Genomic DNA, 25,154 nt, shown 5'->3' with positions numbered 1-25,154 from the left:
TGGCTTATCTTAGCTGAGCCACTAATTCACTCAAACGGGCAATTTTAATATTACTCAGCTGTCTATAATCAAAATAGGGGCACACAATAATATTCTGGCTTTTATCTATAGCAAACTCATCATCAAGCCAATCAAATTGGGCGTTTAATTTACCTTGTTGTATTAAGTTTTTAGCGTGAGTTCGCCCAGCAAGAATGTGCAACTGGTTTTTACTCTCAGTAAGCACCGGTGTGCTAAATAGTAATGCAGTCCCGCTATGCTGTTGTAACAACAGCTCATCTCGATATGCTTGCCAGCTTACTGCTTGTTTAGCAAATGAGTAATGCTCGCTTGGCAGCGCAAATAACACTTTGGCGTACACATTAAAGACTTTTCGCCAGCCATTGCCACAGTGCTGATTTATGCTATTTATTTGCCCACTAGCCACAGGCTCTAACTGCGCAAGTGCTTCAAAGTAAGGCATAGGTGGGGCTTTTGCTACATACACGCCAACTCTAAATGAATTATCACCTAACCCTATTAACTGGCTGCTCACCTTAACTACTCTTATTTTGCGCTAAAATACGATCAAGGTTGTTAGCAAAGTTTTGTCTGTCACTTTGGCTCAATGGAGGCGGCCCACCACTCATTTCTACGCCGCTTGAGCGCATAGTATCCATAAAATCACGTACATTTAGTAAAGAGCGAATGTTTTCAGGAGTGTAAAGCTCACCGCGCGGATTAAGCGCTTGGCCGCCGTTATCAATCACTTCGCTAGCTAGCGGGATATCTCCAGTGATCACTAAATCACCCTTTTCAATTCGTTTAACTATTTCATCATCAGCAACATCAAACCCTGATGACACTTGTAGTCGACTAATAAATTTTGACGGTGGAATGCGCATGGCATGATTTGCAACCAGTATAGTTTCTGTTTGCGTACGCTCTGCAGCTCTAAATAAGATTTCTTTTATTACCACCGGACAAGCGTCAGCATCAACCCAAATTTTCATGCTAAATTCTTTAAATTGCTTTAGTATTAGAGCGATCCTATAGCAATTTCTAAAGAAAAGGAAACAACATGAAGCTCGCTTTTAAAACCGCATTATTTATTACCGCCGTGTTTTTACTCAGTGCCTGTACCAGCGCACCGGAAGGAATAACCCCTGTTAAAAACTTTGATTTAGAAAAGTACCAAGGCAAGTGGTATGAGATAGCACGATTAGACCACTCTTTTGAACAAGGTATGGAGCAAGTAACAGCCACTTATTCAATTAACGATGATGGAACAGTAAAGGTATTAAACAAAGGATTTATTAGTGAAGAGCAGCGTTGGGACCAAGCTGAAGGCATAGCTAAATTTGTTGAAAATGCCGATACAGGGCATTTTAAAGTGTCATTTTTTGGCCCGTTTTATGGTGCCTATATTATTTTTGAACTTGACCAGCCTGATTATCAGTATGCCTTTATAACAAGCTATAGCAAAGATTACTTGTGGTTTTTATCACGCACACCAACAGTAAGCAAAGAGCTTAAGCAGCACTTTTTAAGCCAAGTAAAGGCGCTTGGTTTTGCAACTGACGAAATTATTTGGGTAAATCAAAAAGCGCTGTAAAGGGGGTTTACAAGTTGAATTGATAAATAGTCTAAGCTGTAATAAAACGATCACCTTACTGTAAGGTAAGTTAAATAAAGCAAGACTATAGTGACTGCATCTGCAAAGAAACAAGCAGGTGAAGACATAATGACAATCCCCCTTTTTAATTGGCAAGCCTGATGGCTTGCCATTTTTTTTACGCAATTTAGCCTGTTTTTTTGGGATCAGGTTTTTACTAACTAAAGCCCATTAAAACCAAAAAATAACGTACTCATGGCCAATATTACTAATATGAGTAAGTTAAAAAGTTTAGTTAACCTCACCAAAAAGCTATAAAAAGTCATTACAATTAAAGCACTTAACGTCATATAGCCACAAAACTGCAAACCACCATAACCTTGTAATTCGTTAACACATAACAGCAAACTTAGTAAAATACTGATCCAAGCAACACTCAATAAAACCAAACGCTGCTGTTGAGTGGGGCGCTTATTAAAAACATCCTTAAAATGATTAAACTTAGCCAGCGCAAAGCAGTTAAAAGCCACCAAACATAAACTAAAAGGAAGCAAGGTAATCATACTTTTTGCTCCTCAGTATTTATTGGAGTTGGTTTTTTAGCTTGCAGAGCAGTACGTAATTTTTCGGTTTGTAACAAAAACAGCAAACCAATTGCTAGAAAAAGGCTATCAAACATAAATAATGCCCACTGCTCGTTACGCAAGTAACTGATTATATTACCCTGTGTTGTTAGCGCATTAACAAGTGGCACACTAAAGCAAGCAATACTGTTTATGGCAGCCATCACACACCACTGCAACTTGTCACGCTTTACAAAGGCAATGATGAACACACATAGCCAAGTTAAAAAGAAAGCGAGTATTTCTTTATCCGCGCGCTCAGCAACCTGTTTACTGAGTAAACGATTAGCCAAAAAGAAAGCCGATGTAGCCAAGGGTAGTCCCATCAATGTTCCTAGATTTAACCCTTCAACTAGCTTTAGCCCCCAAGATGGCTGAGTATTTTTTTTCATTCTTTCGCGTAAGCGCTTAGCCCACATTATGCAGCCTGTCGCTATCATTATGCAGCCGGCAATGCCGCCTAAAAAATATAAAACACGTAATAATGGTTCTGCTAAACGCCCAGTATGCATTGAGTTTAATGATTCATATAGCGCCTTACTGCCAGTGAGTTCATCATCAGTTTGAGCAACAAGCTCACCACTCGCTCCGCTAAAAATTAAACGGGGTGATTGATCCCTTAATGTTTTCCCAGGGCTCACCAAAACCATAATAGTTGCAGCGGCTTTATTCGGGTTATTAATAATTACCCGAGTTATATCAGCCTCTGGCCACTTAGTATAAACCTGATCTAAAACAGTATTGATAGGCACTAAAGGTGCAGTACCTTGCAATGATTCTGTTACAGGACTACTTGGCGAAACATCATTGAAAAAACCACGTATTCCATTTTCATAAACGGTTTGCGCGGGGTAGGGAAATATCATGAATATCAGAGTAATAATGCCGGTATAGGTAATCATTAAATGAAACGGTAAGGCAAATACAGAACTTAAATTATGTACATCTAACCAGCTACGACTGCCTTTATTAGCTCTAAAAACAAACATATCTTTAAAAATTCGTTTATGAATTACTATCCCTGATATCAATGCAATAAGCATAAACAAGCTTGCAAAGCACACAATCCAACGCGCTGTTTTTACATCAATATAATGTAAATCAAAATGCAGGCGATAAAAGAAATTTCCCCCTCGGGTATCTGTAAAAGGAGCTAAAGGCTGCATATTATTTGGATCTAAACGGGTATTTTCAAAAGAGGCTCTGCGCTGCTCAGGCTCTTTTGGCTTAGCATAACCATACGTTAAATAGGGTACACGCTCTTCAGGAAGGGTTATACGCCAATTAGGGGCATTAGGTGCTTGGGTATTTAAATACTCAACGCCACTTATTATTTGTTGCTTTTGCGCGCCAATACGGTCTGCCTGCTGCTCAATATTATGAATACTTGGCTGATTCCATAAACTAACTTCATCTCTAAAAAAGCTGATGGTGCCTGCAAAAAATATTAAATACAGTAACCAACACACGAGTAAACCTACCCATGTATGTAACCAGGTCATTGAGCGAAAAAAACTCCCTTTCATAACCATCCCTTCATTAACGACAATATAAAAAATTGCACTGCAACACTTAGTAAAATACTGATCCAAACTGTTTTTAACGACTGAAGATAAAAACTATAAATAAACACCAGTGCATAAATTAAAATACTCGCAGACACACTTAAAAGAACCGCGTCAACTTTAGAGACCGGCACCACAACACTTAACAGCGACACACTGACGGCAGTAAAAAAATACCCGCCCACAATGGCAATAAAAAAACGCGATAAAACCGCTAATTCATAGTTAAAGCGCTGAATAAATTGCCATAACATAGAAAATACGGGTTTGGGAAAGTCTAAAAGACGGTTAGAGGCCTGCATATACTGCAAATTCCTTTTAAACATAGCTAAAAAAGATGGCGATATTATAACGCCAACAAATACAAAAGATAGTAATTCTTATTTGTATTTAAATGCAGTGATAAGCATTAAATTGAGTTAGTTAAATAGTGATCTGTAATTAGATTACAAATTAACTATAAAATAACCTGTATGAGTGATTGTTTGTTCTGAATGCGTTGTTGTTATCTACTAAATACATAAAGCCGCAGTAAATACACGTCAGTGTATGAAATTAAAAGTTAGCTAAAGCACTCTCATGAATCAGTTTTTACATGGCCTAACAAGAAAGTTTGATACAAGCAGCTAATAATTAAAGACCTTTTAAGCTTTAAATTTCCCTCAAATAACACTGGATCAGTATTTTACCAACAAGGGATAAAATACCACTGATATAAACCGATTTTTTACTAACTTATTACCGTAGAGGGCTAAAAAACCACCAAAAACGATGAAAAAACAGGCTTGGAAAATTAAATTTCATACTTTTAAACCGACGTGTTAGTAAAAATCTGATCTTTGATAATTGCGGTTTAATCCGTAATGATTTTAATTGAGCAAATAACAATAGAGATGCAATGCGTAAATTATGCTCAATAAATAAACATGTCGCATAGATGTTGCAGCCACTTTATTTTACTGCTTAAGCACAGGCCTCCAGCCATACAAAACTACAAAATGGTTCTGAAAGATTAAAAATAGTTTATAAACATCTATATAGATTCAAAATAAGTTAAGTCACTATGACTATGCCTTAAAATAACTCCCTCTAGCGTTAAAATATAATTTACATCGGCGCTATTTTTCTTGTTGCATTTTGCTGGTCAAAATTAATAACTTCATACTGCTTATCTCTTTTAAAAAGCCTTAACGTTAACAAAAGATTTCATTTTGATAACAATTGTGTTTAAATCCGAAACAATGGACTGAGATAACCCTCTAAACTAATTTGCACGGAAGTAAAAAAATAATAATTTTTAAAAATGGAAAAACTATGAATAAAAAAATCTTTGCTGCTTCCGCTTTACTAGCAATCTCATCAACTTCTTTACTTGCATCTAACCAAACATTTCAAGCAAGTGTAAACGGTTGGACTGAGCCTACTTTTGCAGAAGATAGCGCACTGCACTTTGGTAAAATTCGCTTATCTACAAGTTCAACATGTACGATGGATAATGCTGGCGTTGTATCGGGTGACTGTGATGCGTCAGATGCAAACATTCAATTAGGTGGAATTACTGTATCTGGTTTAGCGCCAAATTCAGCAATGAATATTACTGTATCTGGAAGCACAGGCACTAACTTAACTTTTGCTCCAGTAACAACGGCTACAGATGGAACAACCAGTGTAACAACTGCTGACAATGTTGCGTCTCCTTTCACTACTGATGCAAGTGCAACAGATATTACCGTTAATGTATATGGTGATATGACCGTTGATTCTACACTGACAGCGGGCGCTGCTTACACTGTAGATTACACTGTAGATGTGTCTTTCCAATAAGACTATGAAAGCTGAGGCAATAGTAATTTACTAATTTAGTCTCAGTTTATTTTTTTTGCGCAATTGCGCATTAAAAATAAAATGTGTGGAGCATCGCGCTCCACTTTTTATTATCATGTTGTTGAGTTGTCCCATGATGTTTAAACTTTTTTGTTGGGCTTCCCTTTGCCTAACTCTTTTACTACCTGAAATTTGTAGTGCCAACCTTGCGCTGTCTGAATACCGTTTATACTTCGATGGACGTACTAAAAATAATTCACTACTTATCCGCAATACCTCTAATAAAAATCTCGATTTTAAACTTGTTGTTACCCATAAAGATATGACCGAAGAAGGAGCGCTTATAGATGTTACTCCGCAACAAGTTGAAGGACGCTCTGCCAAAAACATGCTACGGTTTTCACCACGTCGCGGCACTATTGCCCCAAAAGGGATGCAAGCTATCAGAATGACCGTTCGCAAAAAAGCTGAGCTTGCTGTTGGCGAATACAGGGCGGTGCTTAAAATCATAGCCTCTGAATCACAAAACCCTGACGCTGATGGAATAAGTATTAGGCCTAAGGTTGCTTACAGCGTGCCTGTTATCGTTCGTCATGGCCAATTAGAGGCTGACTCAGAATTAATAAACCCGCAATTAATTACTCAAAATGGGCGCCCGACTCTAACATTTTGGCAAACACTCACAGGGAATCGCTCTGTGTATGGAAACTTTGAATTAGTTGATGAGAATAATGTAATGGTTGGTGAAATAGCCAATGTGGCCGTTTATACCCCTCTATCTCGTCGAAAGGTATACATCACTTTACAAGCCCCAGTAACTGGGCCTTTGACACTCAATTACAAAGAAAACGAGCTTTACGGCGGTAAAATCGAGTTAGCGATCCCTATTAATATCAAATAGAAAGTGCTAAACATAAGGGCATTAGGCTGTGGTTTAGCGGCTCGCTTATTACTTTGTACGTTACTGTTAATTGCACCTAAAGCAATCATCGCCAAGCAGTTACCGACTCTTTATCAATGGCCTATTGATGAGGAGGCTTTTGTGATTATAAATGTCAGGGTAAATGGGCGTTCAGTTGTCTCAGATTTAGAAGCCTACTATTCAAAATCAAATAAGTTGCTATTGCCCATAAGCGCCCTGAAATCGACTATGGGAATTAGCTTAAATGTGTCAAAAAATACACTGGTTGCTAAAGTTGACTCAAGTGAGCTGGTGCTTAATACTGAGCTTTCCTCAACTTTAGCTCCCTCAGAAAATGTTTCATTGTGGGCTGTCGATGACTACGACCACTATGTTGATTTATCTGTCATAAATACACTTTTAAATACCGACTCGCGCTTTGATTACTCACTGATGCAGGTTTCATTTTCTAGTAGCTTGCTTACTTATAATAACAGCCAAGTAACAAGTGGTATTACAAAACTAATTAAGTCCAAAGTACTGCAATACGATCACTTTATAGACGACCAATACCAAACGCTGACCTATCCGGTATCTGAATATTCGTTATCAGCAAGCTATAAATCATCTAATAATCGTTATAAGGGGCTGCTCAGGCTTAATAGCTACTTTGACTTATTTCATCATCGAGCTGAACTACGATTCAACAAAAACGAAAACACCGCTAATACCTTTTTAAAAGTAACTAAAGACTTTAATTTAAGTGAACAAGATCACTCACTGGCACGCATTCACTACCAATTGGGAGATATTCAATCTCAATCAGATCAGCTTATTACTAGCTCAAATCAAGGTCGGGGATTTTATATTTCAAATGCTAACCCACATTCGGCACAAAACTTTTCAACCATTACCATTGAAGAACCCGCATTACCGGGCTGGCAAGCGGAGCTGTATCGAAATGGTCAATTTATTGCCACTACTCAAGCTAACGACGAAAATTTGGTTCGATTTACCGATGTTGAAACGTTTTACGGCAACAATATTTTTGAAATTAAACTTTTTGGCTCACAAGGCGAGCAAATCACACGTACTCAAAAATATACAATAGGACAAGACGCTCTATCGCCCGGAAAAATAAGCTATCAGGTAGAGTTTTTAGAAACAGATAAAAGTGTTTTTAATCAATCTAATAACGCTTCAACAGCGATGAGTAATGCCTTTAAAAGCAATCTCTCATATGGCATTAGTGAATTTATCACTTATGACGCTCAAGTTACTCATTTGCAAACTGACCAAGATAACAGCAGCTACCTATCATCGGGGCTAAATACACTTACAGATCACGGCAGTTACCGTTTTCTAGCCACAAAACAACTCGATGCTGGCTATGCTTACTTTGCCGGTTTTAGAGGCCTACTTTCTGATACACTTTTTAACGACATCAGTGTTAATGTTGAATACAGTGCCCTTAATGACTTTTCTAGCGCTTTATTTGTAGCACAAGAGAACTCACTCAAAAATAGGCTGTTATTGAGCCTAAATGGCCGCACTGATTTCTTTAACTCCCTTAACTGGAATATGAGATGGAGCAATGAAGTACGTGAAAATACCAACACTAAAAACCGACTCTCATTAGGTATCAATAAAAGTTATATCGGAGGAACATGGTCAAGCCAACTATTTTATGATGACGATACGAATAACCTAATAAACCGGCTTTATTCTTCAATGGATATTGCCTCTTGGAAATGGACCAACACCTTAGATTGGCAGACTAATAATGGCGCAGAACTTACTCGTTTGAGAAGTAGTTTACGTTGGCCACAAACACAAAGCACCTTCAATCAAACCCAGCTGACATATCAGTCTAACTCTGCAGCAAATACGCTTTTAAGTCATCAGTATACATACCGCCATGAGATATTTAATATACAAGTATCAGGGCAAGTCGATAATCAAGGTGATTGGCGCTTTTCTTTAGGTTTAAATGGCACATTTAGTTTTGATCATTTAGAAGCAGACTTTAACTTTGACACTCCTCGCTCATTAAATTCAGGGCAAATAGAAGTTAGTTCGTTCATAGATTGGAATGAAAATGAAATCTTTGACCAAGGCGATGAGCCAATTCAAGACGTTAATTTTACTGGCAACTACCTATGGCGAGATAAATACACCAATAATGACGGAAAGGTCTTGCTGCCAAGCAGTTACGGTGGCCAAGTTTTAGATGTTAATTTACGCTCGTTGTCTAATCCTTACTTGCAGCCCTCTTTAGGGAAAATTAAAACATTGGCTCATAGAGGCGGGCAAACCAAAGTAAACATTCCTTTAGTTGTCTACAACGAGGTTGAGGGGACTATCTATCTATCGAGCAATGAAAAGAGTAAACCTATCGCAGGACTGACGGTTGTACTTAAAGAAAAGGGCGGCGAAAAACAATATTCAACGGTCACTGAATATGATGGTTATTATTATTTTTCTAATGTTTCTCAAGGAAGTTATATTCTTGAAATAGAAAAAAATGAGCAGCTATCAGAAAACGTAACCATAAAAAACCTTCCCGAGCAGATCATCACTGAAAAAAGCGGCGATACAATAATACTGCAAGACATCATTGTATACACAAATAACGCTAATACCTTAAATAAGCAACCAGCAACAGCAGCTAAAGCAAACCAAAACACGCCTTATTTTGTGCAATTAGGCGTATTCAAAAAGTTTCAATCGGCACTTATTGTAGCGAATAAAATTGATAAAGCAGCCTATGCTTTGCAGTTATATAAACATGAAAACCGTGATAGCTATTACCTCGTTGCAGGCCCATATAATAATGCAGCTAAAGCACAGCAAACCATTAATGATGTTTATTCAATACCGGCGCTTCATGGCAGCTTTATGGTTGATGCAAGGCGATATGCCTCACCACAGTGGCGAAAAATAGGGGAGTGGGGCGATATGCAAACCCAAAAAACTGAGACTTACTTTTGCCAGTACGTAGCATATACCTCTGAAAAATCAGTTAATAAAAAACTGCTAAGGGAAAATCCATCACTGTTCGTAGCAAAGCAAGCAATAAAAGGTGAAGCCCATTATTTGATGCTGTCAGGGCCGCATAATGCAAAGCAAACAGCGTGTGATAAGCAAGTGGTTAAACAAATAAAAGGGCTCACCACCGCGATAAAGAAACCTTGGCACAGCATTTTTGCTAGAAATCAGTAGTAAAGTACTGCACCTGTGTTTTGCCATCACTGTTTAAATGCGACTCACATTTTATTTCACAACGCGCTCCCGCGGATTCGGCAACCCAAATCGATTGCGCGCTCTTTTTAATATAACACGCAGAATACAGCGCATCTTCTTTTTGCGCAGCAACAACAAAACAGCGTTGAAAATTACCCAAAGGTAACACTTTAATTGGATAAACTTGTTCTTGTGCAATTACACCAGCACTAAACGTTTGAGATGATTTGGCATAAACAGCATACGAAATAGCGAGCATACATACCAAAAGCATTAAAATAGATATTTGTTTCATATAATTAAAGCGAATTAAAAAACAATATAGTAAGTGTAGAGTAAATTCTTTTTTATGTGTTTATTTAGCAATTATTAGATTGTAAATAGCAATGGCCGCCTATCTAATTAGTTGAATCACCACAAGTCAATGTACTGATGTTATAATACATTTTTTGCAAAAAGAACGGGGCACTATGTTAACTATTTCAAACAGCGTAACCATTGATGAATGGGAAGTAGAGCTAAGCGCTATTCGCTCGCAAGGCGCTGGCGGACAAAATGTTAATAAGGTAGCCAGTGCTATACACTTACGCTTTGATATAAACCGCTCTAAATTGCCCGAATTTTATAAAGAACGATTACTTGCTTTAAAAGATTCAAGGATCACCAAAGAAGGGGTATTGATAATTAAAGCCCAGAGCCACCGCACTCAAGAGCTCAACAGGGAAGATGCGCTTAAACGGCTAAAAGATCTAATTTTAAGCGCCACAAAGGTTAATAAGGCACGTCGTGCTACCAAACCTAGCCGTAACTCACAGCGTAAACGTATGGATAAAAAAACCAAACACGGCCAAACCAAAGCTCTCCGCGGTAATATTAAGCTGTAACTTAAGTAACCTGACTCTGGTTAAGCACATAAAAAAGGCTGCGAATGCAGCCTTTAATTTAATCATAAGTATGATGGCGGGTGACGCTAAATCGGTTTAGGATTCGATGCACTACATACACTGCGCTTAAGCTTACTGTTACTGCAACAGCCACCGAGCTAAATCGATACATGGCGCTGTATATTAAATCTTGCCCAGGGCCTAACGACTGACCAAATAAAATCCCAAAAGTGGTCAATACCCCAAACCCAACCCCCGGTGAACCACCACCTAAAATATGAAAACGACTGAATATAAAAGATAAAATCCATAATATAGCCACCGGAAAAAGTAAAACGTCGGTATGGTTATACAAAAACAATTGCGCAACTAAAGCAGCATTACAACCTATCAGTGTACCAATAATACGTTGCCAACTTGCGGTGCCCGCCGCTTTAAAACACAGCGAAAATAAAATTAAAATAGATGCCGCTTGCGCCGAAATTGAATCTTGCAAATCAAGCACCTGAAAAACCACAAACGACAAAGTCGCGACCGTGGCACATAACAACACCTCGTGACGAATACTTTCTTTATCCTTGTGCGGTACAGCGCGCATGGGTCGCGCTGTCACGTCAGGAAACAAGCCATGCATCAAGAGCGCAATAATAATAGTAATAAAAATAGCCACACCATTACTTAAAATAAGCGGGTAAATGCTACTAGCTTGATCAACATGACTGGCAAAATGTAACTGAATCGATAAACTCACCGCACCTAACGCACCAAATAAAAACGCACCACCAGAGCTCATTAAGTAAAATAACACGCAAAAACTAGCAAAAATAATGAGCGTCATTAACACCGGCAAGTGTGAAAATAAGCCCTGTAAAATAAGCACTATAAACGCACTGTAGGCAGCACTGGCAACAAATTGACGGATCACGCCTTTGTTAATACTTGGCACTAAACCGAGTAGTAACATAGGGTAAACCGTAAAAAATATTCCATTGGGCCAATTCATTAACTTGCACAAAGTAAAACCAATAGTGCAGCCGCCAGCAATCCGTAGCGCTTGGCGTAAACCATTTGAATCGAGTTGTGGCGCTTGGCTAACATGTTGTGTCATTACTCGCCCCACTAATAAATGTAATGTAACCAACTAATAAAGCGGATCTGTACTGATCCCAACCATTGACCTATAGCCGATTGTGGAAGTAACTGCACAGTGGCACGCGCACCACTGGGCATATTATTTATAAGCTGATTGTTATTTGGCAGCACTAAGTGAATACGCTGACGCTGCGCATCCCGAACCCAGCGATTGCTGGTTTCGGTGGTGCTAAGCAATCCATTCGCACTAAGTTGTCCGTCACTGACACCGGCCTCAAATATTTCAATTTTTGCGTCGAATACTTCACCAGGTCGGCTATCAAATACCACTTTTGCTAAACTGCCTGGCTGCATGTTTAATAGTGACTTTTCACGAAAATCGGCTACCAAATCTGCTTTTTTTGCTACAACCGCGAGTAATGGCTTACCCGCAACCGCATAGGAGCCCTCAAGTAACTGTAAATTAGCTACAACGCCATCACTTAAAGCACGCACTTGCGTATAAGATAAATTAAGCTCAGCTTGTGCTAACTGGTTTGCTGCATGGCGCAGTGCTAAGTTATCTTGCCCTGAATCGCCACGCGCTAAAACAGCTTCTGCTAACTGTGCTTCAAAGGCAGCTAAATTAGATTGGCTTGCTGCAAAATTTGCACGAATGCTTTCAAGCTCTTGCTCCGAAATAGAGTTTTGTTTGTAGAGTGTTTCGCCACGCTTTTTTAATAGCTGCTGCTCATGCAATTTAGCGTTAGCTGCACTTATTTGTGCCTCCAGCGCTTTTACGTTGGTATCAAGTCGTTTATTTTGCAGTTTGGCATCATCAAGCGCGAGCTGCGCTTGCTCAAGTGCTAGTTGGTAAGTATTTTTGTCTATTTCAAATAATACATCACCCGCTTTAACCGTTTGGTTATTACTAACCAATACATCGGTAACACGGCCGTTTATTTGCGGCGATATTTGCACAACCGGATGGTAAACCCGTGCTTGTGGCGTAACCGGTAGCCATACATCGGCAACAATATAATAGAAAAATACAACAATAAAACCAACGAGCGATACTTTAACGTAGCGAGCAAATTTTTGATCGGGTGTCATACTTATTTATCTCCAGATAAGCTTACAATACAACGCCGCGCGTTTTCTTCCATTTGCACTAAACTATGCGCCATACCATCAAGCTGCTCCGTGCTTAAACCTGCATATAAACGCTGTTTAATATCGCTTGTTAACTCTTTTAAGTGTTCTAATAACTTTATACCCTCATCGGTAAAGTACAATTTTTTACTGCGTTTATCGTGTTCATCAACTTGTCGAATAACTAGATTTTGCAGCTCTAATTGCTTAATGGTGCGCGTTAATGAGGGCATTTCAATACCTAAGCTAGTCGCCAGCGCTTGCTGCGTAGCCCCTAAAGGTAAATGATGTAAGTGGATCATTGCCGTCCAACGCGACTGAGTTAAACCTAGCGGCTCAACCGCTAATGTTACCGCTTCTCGACATAAGCGGTGCACTCGACCCATATTGCCGCATAAAGTTAAATCGAGTGTTTCATGAAAAGGAATATTGCTACTCATAGGAACTCTTACTTGTGAATATCAGCAAATTTTAGCATTAGTTAGCAGGCTAAGTAAATAATTGGCATTTTAACTTCATGTAAATAAGTATTATTTAGATAAATAGTGTACGGCAAGCTTATCTAAGAAAGTATAAAGCTTATTGTTCATCTCATCATAATCGTGACTTAAGAGCTTTTCGGGTTGTTCAACAAAGCGGTAATTATGGGCATTGGTTAAATCGTCGTTGGCAATGAGGAGGGTAACCACCTCGGTGGTCAATTCCATGTGGCATTGAAAACCAAATACTAAATCGCTATAAGCGACTATTTGCCTTGGACAACCTTCGCTATAGGCAATAATACTGGCCGTAGCAGTCAGCCCAGGCATATCGTTATGCCAATGCCCCACATTAAGCTCACTGCCAAAATGGCTAAATAACGGATGATTCAAGCCTGCATCGGTGAGGGTAATAGCAAACTTACCAATTTCCTTTTCTGGACTAGGTTGATAAGTCGCGCCTAAAGCTTCACCAATTAATTGCGACCCCAAACAAACGCCCAACACTACTTTGTTTGCCGTGATCGCACTGGCAATAAAGGCTTGTTCTTTTTTGCTATCAAAATAAGGGCATTCTGCAAGCGATGTAGCGGGCGATTGTGGCCCACCCATTACGATTAAAAAATCGATATCATCGGTATGCTGAGGTAAGGGTTCAGCTAAATAAATACGGGTATAAGACAGCGTGTGGCCATTCATTTTAGCCCAAGCTTCATAAGCGCCTGGCGCTTCAAAATGTTCATGAATAATAAAGTGAATGTACATTGCCGTTTCCTTAAAATATTATCTTTTTAATAATACCCTAAAGTAATGGTCACCGGATATAAGTGACCATGTGATATCAGCCGCTAAAAGTTAAGTAAATTAGCTGGAGAGTATTGATCAGTCAGCACCTTAGTATCACTTGGCCAGTCCTTTCCATCTTTAGTGAAAAACATACGCTGGCTAATTGCCTCTATATCGACATCATAAGGGGCAAGTAGTGGAGCTAGTTGCTTAACCCGCTGTGCTATTTGTTGCTCTGTAGGGGTTTTGTTATAACCGGCTAAAATAATACGGTTACTATTATTATTGGCTGTTACATTAATAAAATCGCCAAATACCGCATGATAAGTTGCCGATTCATGTTCATAAAGTTTACTTGATGAAAACGTGTTAGCAGCAACAATTCCGCCTTCAGCTAATACGCTTTTTATTTCTTCAAAAAACTCTTTTGTGAGTAGGTGCTCAGGAATGTAATCGCCATTAAACGCATCTAAAATAATCCAATCAAATTGCTGACTTTTAAGCGCCGAACGTTTAATAAAAATACGCCCATCTTGTACTTTAGTAGTTACGTTATCGGTTTCTATAAAGTTAAAATAATCGCGCGCCACTTTAATTACCGAAGGATCTATTTCAACATTTTCAATGTGTGCCTTTGGGTATAGCTCATGAATCATATTAGAAAGCGTACCGCCACCTAAACCAATAATGAGCACATTTTTAGGGTTATCAATCAGTAATAAACTAGAAAAAGCCAGCTTAGTATAATTAAATACCAGTTTTTTAGGGTCGCTAATGTACATGCAACTTTGGCTGCTTTGTCGGGTTTTTTCATCAAACTTTAAACAGCGTAAATCGCCAGTTTCTTCAACGAGTAAATTTCGATATAAAGAGCGCTCTTTATGCACAACATTACTCATACTGTGAGCTGAAAATAGCAGCGCCATTATACTAATAAACAATAATTTAAGCTTGTGCATAAAAGGCCTCTCGCACTTTAAGTTTATCAAAGCTAATAGCAATTAGCCCAAGCGTGCCTAACACACCAGCAAAACCTAAAATAATGGTGTTAACATCAAACGCCAGTACCATATAAAAAGAGGTAATAATGGTGCCCAGCGCACTGCCTAAGGTACTTACAAAATAAAGGCCGCCAGCCACTTGGCCGCTGCGCTCACTATTGGTAACCAGCAAACGTACAGAGTAGGGCGAGATCATGCCTAAAATAATGGTGGGTATAAAAAATAACGCGGTTGAGGCGAGTAACGAGCCGTAGCGGCTGTCTTCAATATGCGAAAAAATAAATGCCATAATTGGCTCAGCAAACAAAGCAATGGGCACCACCATAATACTGGCAACTAAAAAGATTAACCCATATTTGGTCAACGAAGGATGACGAATAGACAGCTTCCCTCCCAGTAAATACCCGAATGATAAGCTAAGCATAAATACCGTAATAATACTGCCCCAGATATGTACGCTACTGCCAAAGTAAGGCGCTAAAATGCGCCCACCTAACAGCTCTATTCCCATAATACTAAAGCCACTGCTAAAGGCTAAAAAGTAAATTAATGCATTTGTTTTTGTTAACATTATATTATTCTTATTGTGTTATTTTCATCCATATTAACGTGATAGCTGTATAGCCGCTAGTATAAAAATTAGACGCACACATAGAGCGCAAAAAAACATTTTGTTATAAAGTAACACATGTTATAGTTTTGGTTATAATATAACGTTACCAAAAAGCATTTTATGAAGTACTCATTAATTTACTTAGCCTGCTTAAGTGCAAGCGCACAAAGCATTGCCCAAAGCCAACCAATAGAGAAAATTGCGGTTACATATAAACAAGCTTACCGAGGCGATATTCCTCAAAAGCAAATGCCACAATCAATCGAAACCCTCGATAACGCGGTACTTGATCAAAAAGGAATAACTCAATTACAAGATGCGCTGGATTTTTCTGCCAGTATTTCACGTAAAAATAACAGTGGCGCATTATGGGATAGCTTTTCGATTCGTGGATTATCGGGTAACGAAAACATGCCATCGGGTTACTTAATTAATGGTTTTAGCGGTGGACGTGGATTCAGCGGCCCTCGTGATGTATCAAACATTGAGTACATTGAAGTATTAAAAGGCCCAGGTTCTGCACTATACGGGCGCTCAGAGCCCGGCGGTACAGTAAATATCGTAACCAAAAAACCTCAATTTGAGCAACAGGGTGAGCTAAAGCTTAGCTTAGGTAGTGATAACTTTAATCGCGTTGAAGGCGACTATACAAACGGCATTAACGATAATACAGCATTTAGAATAAATGGCGCATGGCAAGATAGCGATAGCTACCGCGATGAGGTGTACACCCATAAAAAGGTGGTTACGCCATCTATTTATCATCAAATAAACGCTTCAACCAGTATCACTTATGAATTTGAATACGTTGATTTAGCCCAGCTATTTGACCGTGGTGTTGTTGTACTTAATGATAATTTTAATACTGTTCCTAGCTCACGCTATTTAGGCAATCCAAACGATGGTGACACGCAAGTATATTCTCGTGGTCACCAAGTAACTTTAAATCACGATATAAACAATGAATGGTCACTCGTTGTAGGCGCAAACTACCGTAGCTCTACACTAACTGGGTTTTCGTCTGATGCTGAACTTGCACCCTCGCGCCAATCATTATTCGATGATGGCCACACACTTACCCGCCAACAGCGCTACCGCGATTATGAAGTTGATGATACCAGCCTTAAATTTGAGCTAAGTGGGCATTTTGATACCGCAGGCATTACCCATCACTTATTAATAGGAGCCGACGCATACAAATACGACTTACGCACTGGACTTTATCGTTATCGCGGCGGTAATGGCACTTACACAGTTGATATTTATCAGCCGAATTATAACGTTGCTCGTCCTGAAGTAGGTTTACTCTACGAAAACAACGAACAACAAGATGCTTATGGTATATACGTTCAAGATCAAATGGATCTGACTGATAAAATTAAACTATTAGTTGGCCTTAGATTCGATAGCGTAGATCAAGACATTTTAGAAACCAAAAGTGGTGTGCTTTCAAGCAGTTCACAAAGCCAGGTAAGTCCACGAGTAGGCTTAGTATATGAACTAAACAACGCTGTAACCTTATACAGCAGCTACTCCGAAGGCTTTTTACCATTAAGTGGCACAGATGCAAATGGCGACCCATTTGGCTTTGAATACAGTGACTCATTTGAAGTAGGCGCTAAATTTAGCTACCAAGGCATAACGGGAACCCTAGCATTATTTGATGCCACTAAAAGTAATATGTTAGTAGCCGATCCTGTAAACGTTGGTTTTTCAGCGCCTATTGGTAAAGCAAATAGTAAAGGTGTTGAACTTGATTTAAGTACTTATATTACTGATGATACAAAGTTTAATTTATCTTACGCTTATATAGATGCCAGTACGGCAAACGACATAATAAATGCTGATTGGGGCGTGCCAATCAAAAAAGGCAGCCCATTAGTCAATGTGCCTAAAAATAACTTAAATCTAACGCTTAGCCATCAAATGGCCGTTCTTGGCAAAGAGCTAGAGCTAGGTGCCAGTTATCAGTACACCAGTGAGCGCTTAGGCGATGCCGCCGATTTAACATTTAACTTACCGAGCTATCAACTAGTTGGTATTTTTGGGCAGGTAAACTTAACCGAGCGCACCAAGTTAAATATCAGTGTTAACAATATTCTTGATGAAGAATATGCTCAAAGTAGCTACAACGCATTATGGGTTTACCCCGGTGCGCCTACTCAATTTAAGATGTCATTGGCATATCAATTCTAACAATTTCATAGTCCCGATTAGCTATTTTAACCCGACTTTTGTTATTTAGCTTTTCATCCAAAGCGTCTTAATGTAGTGGTTAAGGCGCTTTTTTTTGGATAATAAATAGCCGCTTACCATCTTTAAAGATACTTTTACTCTTTTAGGTAGCTATCTTGTTTATAACATTTTAGGTACGCTGCATTTTAAATTATGTTATAAATATCACACTAAAAAAACAGCGACTCCGGTTAGATTTAAAGGACAAAAATCAATGGATACAAGCAGCAATAATATCTCGTTAATTATTTTTCTTATTACGGCATGTTTATTGTTACCCTTTCTGGAGAGTATGCATGGTGGAACGCTTTGGGGTTTAAATTGGCACTCTCCACGGCTTATGGATACATTAAGCCATAATCTACTTTATATAAAATTGGTGTTGGTAATTACAGGTTTAATATTACTGCTCGCCAAATCTGAAAAAATTAAAAGCATAATTAAAAATAAAATCGCTAAGTGGTTGTTCTTTATCATTCTTACATTAGTCGGTGTAATACAAATTCCTTTTTTGTGTTTAGGGATTTTATTCAATGGTTCTTCATTATCAACCCCTGATTATATTCACAAACAAAGCACGTTTACTGATCGTACTATTTATATTAACACCGCAGACCCTGGCGCGATGGGGAAAGCCTACCATTATGCGTATTTAAATTGCCCGCTAGCATTTGGCCGTTATGAGCTAAAGCAAATTGCGAAACTCAATTGGATGCGCGAATACACTTTTTACATTGAAAAGAATAACCTAATAGTAATTAATAAAGATCCTGCTGGTTTAACGCATACTTTCGATATGAGTGACGTAACCTGTTCGAGCTGATATCTCCTTTTTATAATTAGCTTAGGTTTCTCGTGTTGAATACGCATGCCATAAGTGCCTTTAGTAAACCAATATTGATTTAAGCGCACTCTTTAGAAAATGTATGCATAGTGTTATTGAAAGATATGAGCAGTACAAAGATCACGGGGGGCGTAAACCCCCTTTACACTATGGCGCAATACGCAGAGTTTTCTAGTGCTTTTTATACCAATCAGCTTAGACATAGAAAAATTCAATCCGTTAAATTATTCAGATATTTATGCCGATTGGTATATATACAACTTTTAATATTAATTAAAACTGATAGCTTATCCGAGCCGAAACATTACGTCCTGGTTGGCTATATTGGCTAAAATCAGTACCTTTGGATTGACCAGCAATAAGTTCAAACGGTACGTACTCTTTATCGAGTAGATTAAGTAAACCTACATTCATTTGCCATGCTTGCCACTGATAATTTGCATATAAATCAACAACACCATAACCGTTACCTTGTGTTGTTTTATTACCATTAGTATCAAGTACTACATCAGACTGCGCCTTAGCTAAACGCCAAGCAGCGGTCCAATTAACATTGCCAAACTCAGTGCTTACCAATATAGAACCATTTAACGGGCTAATACTAGTAAGTGGCTGATCAGAGTCTTTGTTTTCACCATCTACGTAAGCAACATTGGCTTCTAATAAAATATCGTCGGTGACATACATAGCAATACCAGCTTCTACACCGCTGATCTGGGTTTCGCTAATATTTTGGTATTGGTAAAATGTTTTATTTACATTAGGAATATAAGTTGGCTCAACACCCGCAATGGTTGTTTCGATAAAGTCATCATAGGCAGCATAAAAAGTACTTAGATTTACACTAATATCGCTACTTGCGTATCTTAATCCGATCTCGAATGAGTCACTGCTTTCAGGGTCTAAATCTGCGTTTGGTAATATTTGATAAAATGGCTCAACACCATGGCTTTGATAGGCTTGGTCGTGTGGCGGTATTTTAAAGCCTCGAACATATTGCCCATACCAAGATAAATTATCGTCTACCTGATAAATCACACCCAGCTTTGGTGAAAACGCAGACTCGGTAATATCATCAAGCTCGGCGTCAGCGTATAACGCATCTTTTTTGGCTTCAAGTGCATAATAATCGTAACGAATACCCGCAACTAACGACCAATCAGTCTCGTTAAATTTAATACTGTCTTGCATATATACACCAACTAAAGAAGTATCGGCGCCGGGAAATGCTTTTTGTTTTTCATTCGTAAAATCAACAGTACCATCATTTAATACACGGGTTTTTAAGCGTGGTCGAGTAGTATCATATAAATCAATATCTACTCCATAGACAAATTCATGCTCGGTATTTTCTCCTTTAACTTCCTTACTAAATACCGCTTTTAAGCCTAAAATATCTTGCTCAAACCCGTAGTCATTATAATCGATGTAATTTCTAGCTGCGCTTATTTGGTCACTTTGTTGCTCGTATCGACTATAAGATAGTTGCCCATACCATTTATCAAATATAGCTGTTGCCATATCTGAATCATAATCGAGTGCAAATGAGATATTTGTGTCTTCGTCTTCGGTTTCTTGAATGGATGGAGTGATTACTTGCTCTGTCGTTTGATTAAAGTAATCTAAGGTATACTTAAGGGTGCGTTTTTCATCAAGTTTTTGCTCAACTTTAAGCAGCAAAGCGTCCGAGCGGGCATCGTAACCTGGTAAATCTTCAGCGTAGTTTTGTACTTCTTCACTATCGCGATGGCTATAAACAGCGCTAATAGCAACGTCACCTAAATCTTTTGCTGCTGTAATATCAGCAGCAACCTGATTACTTTGGCCTTGGTAGCCTAACGCTACTTTTACCAAGCTTTGTTGATCCACTAAATAATCACTCGGGTCTTTAGTTGTTATTACTACAATTCCCCCTAGTGCATCAGAACCATATAGCGATGATGCCGCCCCTTTTGCAACTTCAACTTGTTTAACACCTGCAACATCAAAGTAGTTTCGACCCACTAAATAACCGCCGCCGCCAGCGTAGCCATCGTTTGTGCGTCTTCCATCTTTAATAAAAACAACTCTGTTGCCACCAACACCTCGTACAGTTAGTGTTTGCGCGCCTGCGCCACTGCCAGTACTTGAGATACTTGGATCGTATTTAAACATAGTTTGTAAATCTACAGCGAGCTGACGCTCAATATCTTGTTCGGTAATAACCGTTACTGAGCCAGTCACATCTTCAAGCTTTTGTTCAAAACGAGAGCCACTAACCACAATATGATCGTCAATAACATTTTCGGCCAGTGCGCTACCAGAGCTAATTAACAAAGAGGCTAATGCTGTAAATTTAAAAGAAAAGGGATTCATCTCCACTCCAAATGATAATAGTTATTATTTACTTTTAAATGGTACAACTAACCCAAAATAAGATCAATTGATTATGATAATCATTTTCATTTAGATTAAAGTAGTTATAATACTAAAAAATAAAATCGGAGTTTGTTATGAAGTACCTAATTTTTTTTCTGGCTTTAGCCACTCAATCAGCACTCGCGAAAGAGCGTGTGATCAGTGCTGGCGGCACATTAACTGAAATAATCTACGCACTAGAAAAACAAAATAGTTTAGTCGCGGTTGACCAATCAAGTATGTATCCGCAACAAGCAACACAGTTGCCACAGGTAGGTTACTATCGAGACCTAGCCGCTGAGGGAGTGCTTTCAATGCGCCCAACTACGTTACTTGCACTTGAAGGTGCAGGAAGAGAGCAGGCGCTAAAGCAAATAGAAGCAACCGGAGTGAAGGTTATTCACTATAAAAAGCCGACATCTGTAAATGAACTGCTTGCGCTAATTAAGCACCTTGGTAGTGATTTAGATGCAAACCTAAAAGCTCAAAACCTAATTACTAAAATAAAAAAATCGTTACCTACTAAAGCAAAAACACAGACTCATAACGCTTTGTTTTTACTTTCAGCTAATGAGCGTGGGCTCGTCGCAGCAGGACAAGAAACGGTGCCCAACTTGCTGTTTAATTATGCGGGCATTACCAATATAGCTGCTACGCATACAGGCTTTAAAGCAATTAACAGTGAAGTACTGGCTGTAAGTCAGCCCGATTTTTTAGTGGCGCCAGCGCATGTTGTGCAAAGCCTTGGTGGGAAACAAGCCTTTTGTAAACAGCCTACACTTCGTTTATTAAAAGCAGCGCAAGAGTGTCAATTACTGGTCATGGACAGCTTACTTTCACTGGGCATGTCGCCGCGTATTGCAACTGCGATTCAAGCATTGCATGAGTATAAAACACGCTTATGAGCACGTTAACTTTGAATCGTTTTAACGCCATAACACTGAGTAATCCGCATAAGTGGATGCTATTAAGTTATGGCTGCATTTTTGCTTTAGCATTACTTAGCATAGGCTATGGAGCCGCAGGATGGGATTGGCGTTTAGCTATTGCATGGCTAGCCCCTGAGCATTTTAGTCAATTTGATGCGCTACAAATCAATGTGGTTACACAAATACGCCTGCCTCGTTTTGTTCTTGCAGTGATGGTGGGTTTAGTACTTGCGCAAACAGGGGCTGCAACTCAAGCGCTGTGCCGTAACCCGCTTGCCGATCCCTCTATTATTGGTATAAGCGCAGGCGCTGCAATGGTTGCGGTGGCTTTTATTGCGCTTAGTGCACAGTTTAATTTTAACGCTCAACACTACTTACCTTATGCCTCATTTTTGGGCGCATTATCAGTAACGTCGCTGGTATATTTAGTCTCAAAACAACAAAAACAAATTAATATAAATACGCTTATATTAGTCGGTGTCGCTATTAATGCATTGGCATTTGCTGTTATTGGGTTATTAAGTTTTTATGCTGATGACAGCGCACTGCGGTTAATTAACTATTGGACCATGGGCTCATTAGGCGGTGCGAGTTGGGATAATATAAAACAAGCGAGTCCTTTGCTTTTACTGAGCCTTATCGGGCTATGGCGATTAAAAGAGCCAATGAATCTACTTCTTATTGGTGAATCACAAGCTCAATACTTAGGTGTCGATACCAGCAAGCTTAAATTATACGTCATTATATTAGTTGCATTGGGCGTAGGTGCGGTAGTTGCGCTAACAGGTTTAATTGGCTTTGTTGGTTTAGTTGTTCCTCACATCGCACGCCTCATGGTTGGGCCACATTTACGAAATATGCTGCCACTTTGTATGCTTTTAGGTGTGATTGTGTTGCTACTTTCAGATTGGTTGGCACGCTTGGTTGTTATGCCTGCGGAGCTGCCAATTGGCATTATAACGGCGTTACTTGGCGCTCCACTATTTATATATTTGATCATTAAAAATAAGCGAGATTGGTCATGATCACGTTTAACAACCTCAATATAGGCTTTAACACCCATCGTGTTTTAGAGGGTATTAGCGGCAATATCCAAGCAGGACAACTTGTCGCACTGATAGGCGAAAATGGCGCAGGTAAATCGACCTTACTGCATACTTTGGCAGGCATGCATCCCTTTGAGGGAGATATACTATTTAATACCAAACCTTTGCATTCATTTTCTAAAGAGCAATTAGCTAGCAAGCGCGCTGTAATGATGCAAAGTAACCATGTTGGCTTTGATTTTAGTGTATTTGAACTCATTGCTATGGGCCGCTATCCCTATACAGAGTCTCTTAAAACACAAGCCAATAAAGTTCAAAAATATGCCTCACTTATGGATTTAACCCATTACCTAACACGTAGAATGAGTGCGCTTTCGGGCGGCGAACAACAGCGAGTTCATATGGCGCGCACATTAGCCCAGTTAGATGCTTTTACTGCGCAAACGGGGCCTAAATTAATGTTGCTCGATGAGCCAACATCAGCGCTAGATATGCGTCATCAACATACTTTACTTAGCTGTGTTAGAACCTTTGTAGAGCAAGGAAACAGCGCCATTATTGCTATACACGATCTTAATTTAGCAAGCCTTTATGCAACCAACGCTATTTTATTACACAACCAAAAAGTGCTGCAAAGCGGGTCTATAAATACCGTTTTAACAGCACAAAACTTACAACAAATGTACGCCATGAAATTGCACGTTAACCCTCATCCTTATAACGATGCGCCCATGGTTTTTTCTCAACGTCAGGAGTTTTCATGAGAGAGCAAGCATTAAACGACGCACGTACGCTCGTTTTTAAAACCCATGCCGGCGTAATGTCGACCATTTCAAATAATTTACGCGGCTATCCGTTTGGCTCTGTTACACCTTATATGTGTGACGAACAAGGCCGCATCTACTTTTTTATTAGTGACATAGCTCAGCATACCAAAAATTTAAAACAGGACTCACGCATGAGTCTAACTATTTTTGATGCCGCCGATTATGGCGATCAAAACGAACATGGGCGAGTAACACTCGTAGGTGATGGCTCTATTGTGGCAAAAGAGCAAAGCGAAGTGCTACTTGATAAATATATAGCTTTGTACCCTGAGGCTGCAAGCTATCGCAATGCGCATGATTTTCAGCTTTGGCAATTAGATGTAGTACGGGTGCGTTATATTGGCGGTTTTGGAAAAATATTTTGGCTTGAGCAAAACGAGTGGCAAGCTCAGCCTAAAAAGTGGGATGAAAGCCAGCAGCAAAGCATGATCACTCATATGAATGAAGATCATCAAGATGCTATGTCGCTGATATTAATGCAGCACTATAACGTAGCCGATAACACCCCAATAATGAGCGGCCTACTATCCACAGGCTTTTATATACAAAGCCACAAGCGTAATTACTTTATTAATTTTGCGAACGAGTGCGATAGCCCATTAGCCGTGCGAAAAGCACTTGTAGCCTTAACAAATCAAGCTCGAAACAGCTCAAACCAACTAGCGGAGACAGTATGAAAAAATTAATAGCCTTACTCAGCACTACACTGCTACTGAGTGCCAATGCTGCATATGCAGACGAATGCACACTAAATATAGATGCAAACGATATGATGCAGTTTTCAACTAAAACACTAAGCGCCCCTAAAAGCTGTAAGCAAGTGACCGTTCAACTTAGTCACACCGGTAAATTACCTGCCAATGTAATGGGTCATAACTGGGTGCTATCTACTGAACAAAACATGCAAGGTATTATCACAGATGGCAACGCAGCAGGGCTTAGCAACCACTACATAAAGCCTAATGATAGTCGCGTGATTGGTGCTACAGACATTATTGGCGGCGGCAAAACAACCGAAGTTACTTTTAAAACCAGCGGCTTAACCGCCGGAACCGATTACACTTTCTTTTGTTCTTTTCCTGGCCATTACGCCATGATGAAAGGCACATTTACGCTTAAGTAAATATTAAAAAGTGTATT

General features: G+C 39.3%; 25 protein-coding genes. 12 read left to right on the top strand and 13 right to left on the bottom strand.

Translation table 11 applies throughout. The features are described from left to right. Positions 1-4: 4 nt before the first annotated feature. Complete coding sequence (locus tag ACNSN2_RS15830; protein ID WP_418609141.1) at positions 5-535, bottom strand: DUF6942 family protein; 531 nt, start codon at positions 533-535, stop codon at positions 5-7. A 1-nt stretch (position 536) separates the two neighbouring features. After that, on the bottom strand, positions 537-992 hold the full coding sequence (locus ACNSN2_RS15825; RefSeq protein WP_010388718.1) for a YaiI/YqxD family protein: 456 nt from the start codon (positions 990-992) through the stop codon (positions 537-539). Positions 993-1,060: 68 nt separating this feature from the next. Between ACNSN2_RS15825 and ACNSN2_RS15820 the strand changes: the two genes are divergently transcribed. Beyond that, entirely contained in the window at positions 1,061-1,594 is a 534-nt protein-coding gene (locus ACNSN2_RS15820) for a lipocalin family protein (RefSeq protein WP_418609144.1), read from the top strand. Positions 1,595-1,815: 221 nt separating this feature from the next. Here ACNSN2_RS15820 and ACNSN2_RS15815 read toward each other — a convergent pair whose 3' ends face one another. Genes ACNSN2_RS15815 through ACNSN2_RS15805 form a run of 3 tightly spaced genes read right to left on the bottom strand, consistent with a single transcriptional unit; the run spans position 1,816 to position 4,084 of the window. Beyond that, entirely contained in the window at positions 1,816-2,157 is a 342-nt protein-coding gene (locus tag ACNSN2_RS15815) for a DUF3325 domain-containing protein (protein WP_418609146.1), read from the bottom strand. Next, positions 2,154-3,743 (bottom strand): PepSY-associated TM helix domain-containing protein, encoded by a 1,590-nt coding sequence (locus tag ACNSN2_RS15810; RefSeq protein ID WP_418609147.1) that lies wholly within the window; start codon positions 3,741-3,743, stop codon positions 2,154-2,156. The genes ACNSN2_RS15815 and ACNSN2_RS15810 overlap by 4 nt, the downstream gene beginning before the upstream one ends. Further along, positions 3,740-4,084 carry a hypothetical protein gene (locus tag ACNSN2_RS15805; RefSeq protein WP_418609149.1) on the bottom strand — a complete coding sequence of 115 codons (345 nt, stop codon included), beginning with the start codon at positions 4,082-4,084 and terminating at the stop codon, positions 3,740-3,742. The genes ACNSN2_RS15810 and ACNSN2_RS15805 overlap by 4 nt, the downstream gene beginning before the upstream one ends. A gap of 1,012 nt (positions 4,085-5,096) precedes the next feature. Here ACNSN2_RS15805 and ACNSN2_RS15800 point away from each other — a divergent pair. The 3 genes from ACNSN2_RS15800 to ACNSN2_RS15790 all read left to right on the top strand — a co-directional run bounded on the left by ACNSN2_RS15800 (position 5,097) and on the right by ACNSN2_RS15790 (position 9,729). Continuing rightward, entirely contained in the window at positions 5,097-5,606 is a 510-nt protein-coding gene (locus ACNSN2_RS15800) for a hypothetical protein (RefSeq protein ID WP_010388724.1), read from the top strand. 133 nt (positions 5,607-5,739) lie between these two features. Beyond that, entirely contained in the window at positions 5,740-6,507 is a 768-nt protein-coding gene (locus ACNSN2_RS15795; protein WP_241773569.1) for a molecular chaperone, read from the top strand. Positions 6,508-6,510: 3 nt separating this feature from the next. Then, complete coding sequence (locus ACNSN2_RS15790) at positions 6,511-9,729, top strand: SdrD B-like domain-containing protein (protein ID WP_418609151.1); 3,219 nt, start codon at positions 6,511-6,513, stop codon at positions 9,727-9,729. Here ACNSN2_RS15790 and ACNSN2_RS15785 read toward each other — a convergent pair. After that, entirely contained in the window at positions 9,716-10,045 is a 330-nt protein-coding gene (locus tag ACNSN2_RS15785; RefSeq protein ID WP_418609153.1) for a hypothetical protein, read from the bottom strand. The two genes, ACNSN2_RS15790 and ACNSN2_RS15785, sit on opposite strands and share 14 nt — an antisense overlap. A 175-nt stretch (positions 10,046-10,220) precedes the next feature. Between ACNSN2_RS15785 and arfB the strand changes: the two genes are divergently transcribed. Then, entirely contained in the window at positions 10,221-10,634 is a 414-nt protein-coding gene (arfB, locus tag ACNSN2_RS15780; protein ID WP_010388730.1) for an alternative ribosome rescue aminoacyl-tRNA hydrolase ArfB, read from the top strand. A 58-nt stretch (positions 10,635-10,692) separates the two neighbouring features. On the opposite strand, the gene ACNSN2_RS15775 is transcribed toward arfB, so the two are convergent. From ACNSN2_RS15775 to ACNSN2_RS15750, 6 genes are all read right to left on the bottom strand, one after another. Further along, positions 10,693-11,742 (bottom strand): DUF2955 domain-containing protein, encoded by a 1,050-nt coding sequence (locus ACNSN2_RS15775; RefSeq protein ID WP_418609155.1) that lies wholly within the window; start codon positions 11,740-11,742, stop codon positions 10,693-10,695. Between the two features lie 11 nt (positions 11,743-11,753). Further along, positions 11,754-12,818, bottom strand: a complete 1,065-nt coding sequence (locus tag ACNSN2_RS15770; RefSeq protein WP_109875029.1) for an HlyD family secretion protein — start codon at positions 12,816-12,818, stop codon at positions 11,754-11,756. Positions 12,819-12,820: 2 nt separating this feature from the next. Continuing rightward, on the bottom strand, positions 12,821-13,297 hold the full coding sequence (locus tag ACNSN2_RS15765; protein WP_178957048.1) for a MarR family winged helix-turn-helix transcriptional regulator: 477 nt from the start codon (positions 13,295-13,297) through the stop codon (positions 12,821-12,823). A gap of 90 nt (positions 13,298-13,387) precedes the next feature. Then, the gene (locus ACNSN2_RS15760) at positions 13,388-14,101 is read right to left on the bottom strand and encodes a type 1 glutamine amidotransferase (protein ID WP_418609158.1); all 714 of its coding nucleotides are present in this window, start codon (positions 14,099-14,101) and stop codon (positions 13,388-13,390) included. Positions 14,102-14,184: 83 nt separating this feature from the next. Next, positions 14,185-15,081 (bottom strand): spermidine synthase, encoded by an 897-nt coding sequence (locus ACNSN2_RS15755; protein WP_418609160.1) that lies wholly within the window; start codon positions 15,079-15,081, stop codon positions 14,185-14,187. Next, positions 15,068-15,694 (bottom strand): fused MFS/spermidine synthase, encoded by a 627-nt coding sequence (locus ACNSN2_RS15750; RefSeq protein ID WP_418609162.1) that lies wholly within the window; start codon positions 15,692-15,694, stop codon positions 15,068-15,070. The genes ACNSN2_RS15755 and ACNSN2_RS15750 overlap by 14 nt, the downstream gene beginning before the upstream one ends. 162 nt (positions 15,695-15,856) lie before the next feature. Here ACNSN2_RS15750 and ACNSN2_RS15745 point away from each other — a divergent pair, with 162 nt between their 5' ends. Together ACNSN2_RS15745 and ACNSN2_RS15740 are read left to right on the top strand one after the other, a co-directional pair. After that, on the top strand, positions 15,857-17,932 hold the full coding sequence (locus ACNSN2_RS15745; protein WP_418609164.1) for a TonB-dependent siderophore receptor: 2,076 nt from the start codon (positions 15,857-15,859) through the stop codon (positions 17,930-17,932). Between the two features lie 253 nt (positions 17,933-18,185). Next, positions 18,186-18,794, top strand: coding sequence for a hypothetical protein (locus ACNSN2_RS15740; protein WP_418609166.1), 609 nt, complete (start codon positions 18,186-18,188; stop codon positions 18,792-18,794). Positions 18,795-19,088: 294 nt separating this feature from the next. On the opposite strand, the gene ACNSN2_RS15735 is transcribed toward ACNSN2_RS15740, so the two are convergent. Then, complete coding sequence (locus ACNSN2_RS15735; protein ID WP_418609168.1) at positions 19,089-21,170, bottom strand: TonB-dependent hemoglobin/transferrin/lactoferrin family receptor; 2,082 nt, start codon at positions 21,168-21,170, stop codon at positions 19,089-19,091. Positions 21,171-21,307: 137 nt separating this feature from the next. On the opposite strand from ACNSN2_RS15735, the gene ACNSN2_RS15730 reads away from it, so the two are divergent. The 5 genes from ACNSN2_RS15730 to azu are packed head-to-tail and all read left to right on the top strand — an operon-like array spanning position 21,308 to position 25,137. Next, entirely contained in the window at positions 21,308-22,117 is an 810-nt protein-coding gene (locus ACNSN2_RS15730; RefSeq protein WP_010388749.1) for a heme/hemin ABC transporter substrate-binding protein, read from the top strand. Then, positions 22,114-23,166: a FecCD family ABC transporter permease gene (locus ACNSN2_RS15725; RefSeq protein WP_024602445.1), complete on the top strand. Its 1,053-nt coding sequence runs from the start codon at positions 22,114-22,116 to the stop codon at positions 23,164-23,166. Before ACNSN2_RS15730 ends, ACNSN2_RS15725 begins: the two co-directional genes overlap by 4 nt. Beyond that, positions 23,163-23,951 carry a heme ABC transporter ATP-binding protein gene (locus ACNSN2_RS15720; RefSeq protein ID WP_010388751.1) on the top strand — a complete coding sequence of 263 codons (789 nt, stop codon included), beginning with the start codon at positions 23,163-23,165 and terminating at the stop codon, positions 23,949-23,951. The genes ACNSN2_RS15725 and ACNSN2_RS15720 overlap by 4 nt, the downstream gene beginning before the upstream one ends. Beyond that, positions 23,948-24,691, top strand: a complete 744-nt coding sequence (locus ACNSN2_RS15715) for a HugZ family protein (RefSeq protein ID WP_418609170.1) — start codon at positions 23,948-23,950, stop codon at positions 24,689-24,691. Before ACNSN2_RS15720 ends, ACNSN2_RS15715 begins: the two co-directional genes overlap by 4 nt. Then, positions 24,688-25,137 (top strand): azurin, encoded by a 450-nt coding sequence (gene azu, locus ACNSN2_RS15710; RefSeq protein WP_193049779.1) that lies wholly within the window; start codon positions 24,688-24,690, stop codon positions 25,135-25,137. The genes ACNSN2_RS15715 and azu overlap by 4 nt, the downstream gene beginning before the upstream one ends. Positions 25,138-25,154 lie beyond the last annotated feature (17 nt).

Source organism: Pseudoalteromonas sp. US3C1013, assembly GCF_048401115.1.
Lineage (GTDB): Bacteria > Pseudomonadota > Gammaproteobacteria > Enterobacterales > Alteromonadaceae > Pseudoalteromonas > Pseudoalteromonas undina.
This window is presented reverse-complemented; position numbering and strand designations above follow the sequence as displayed.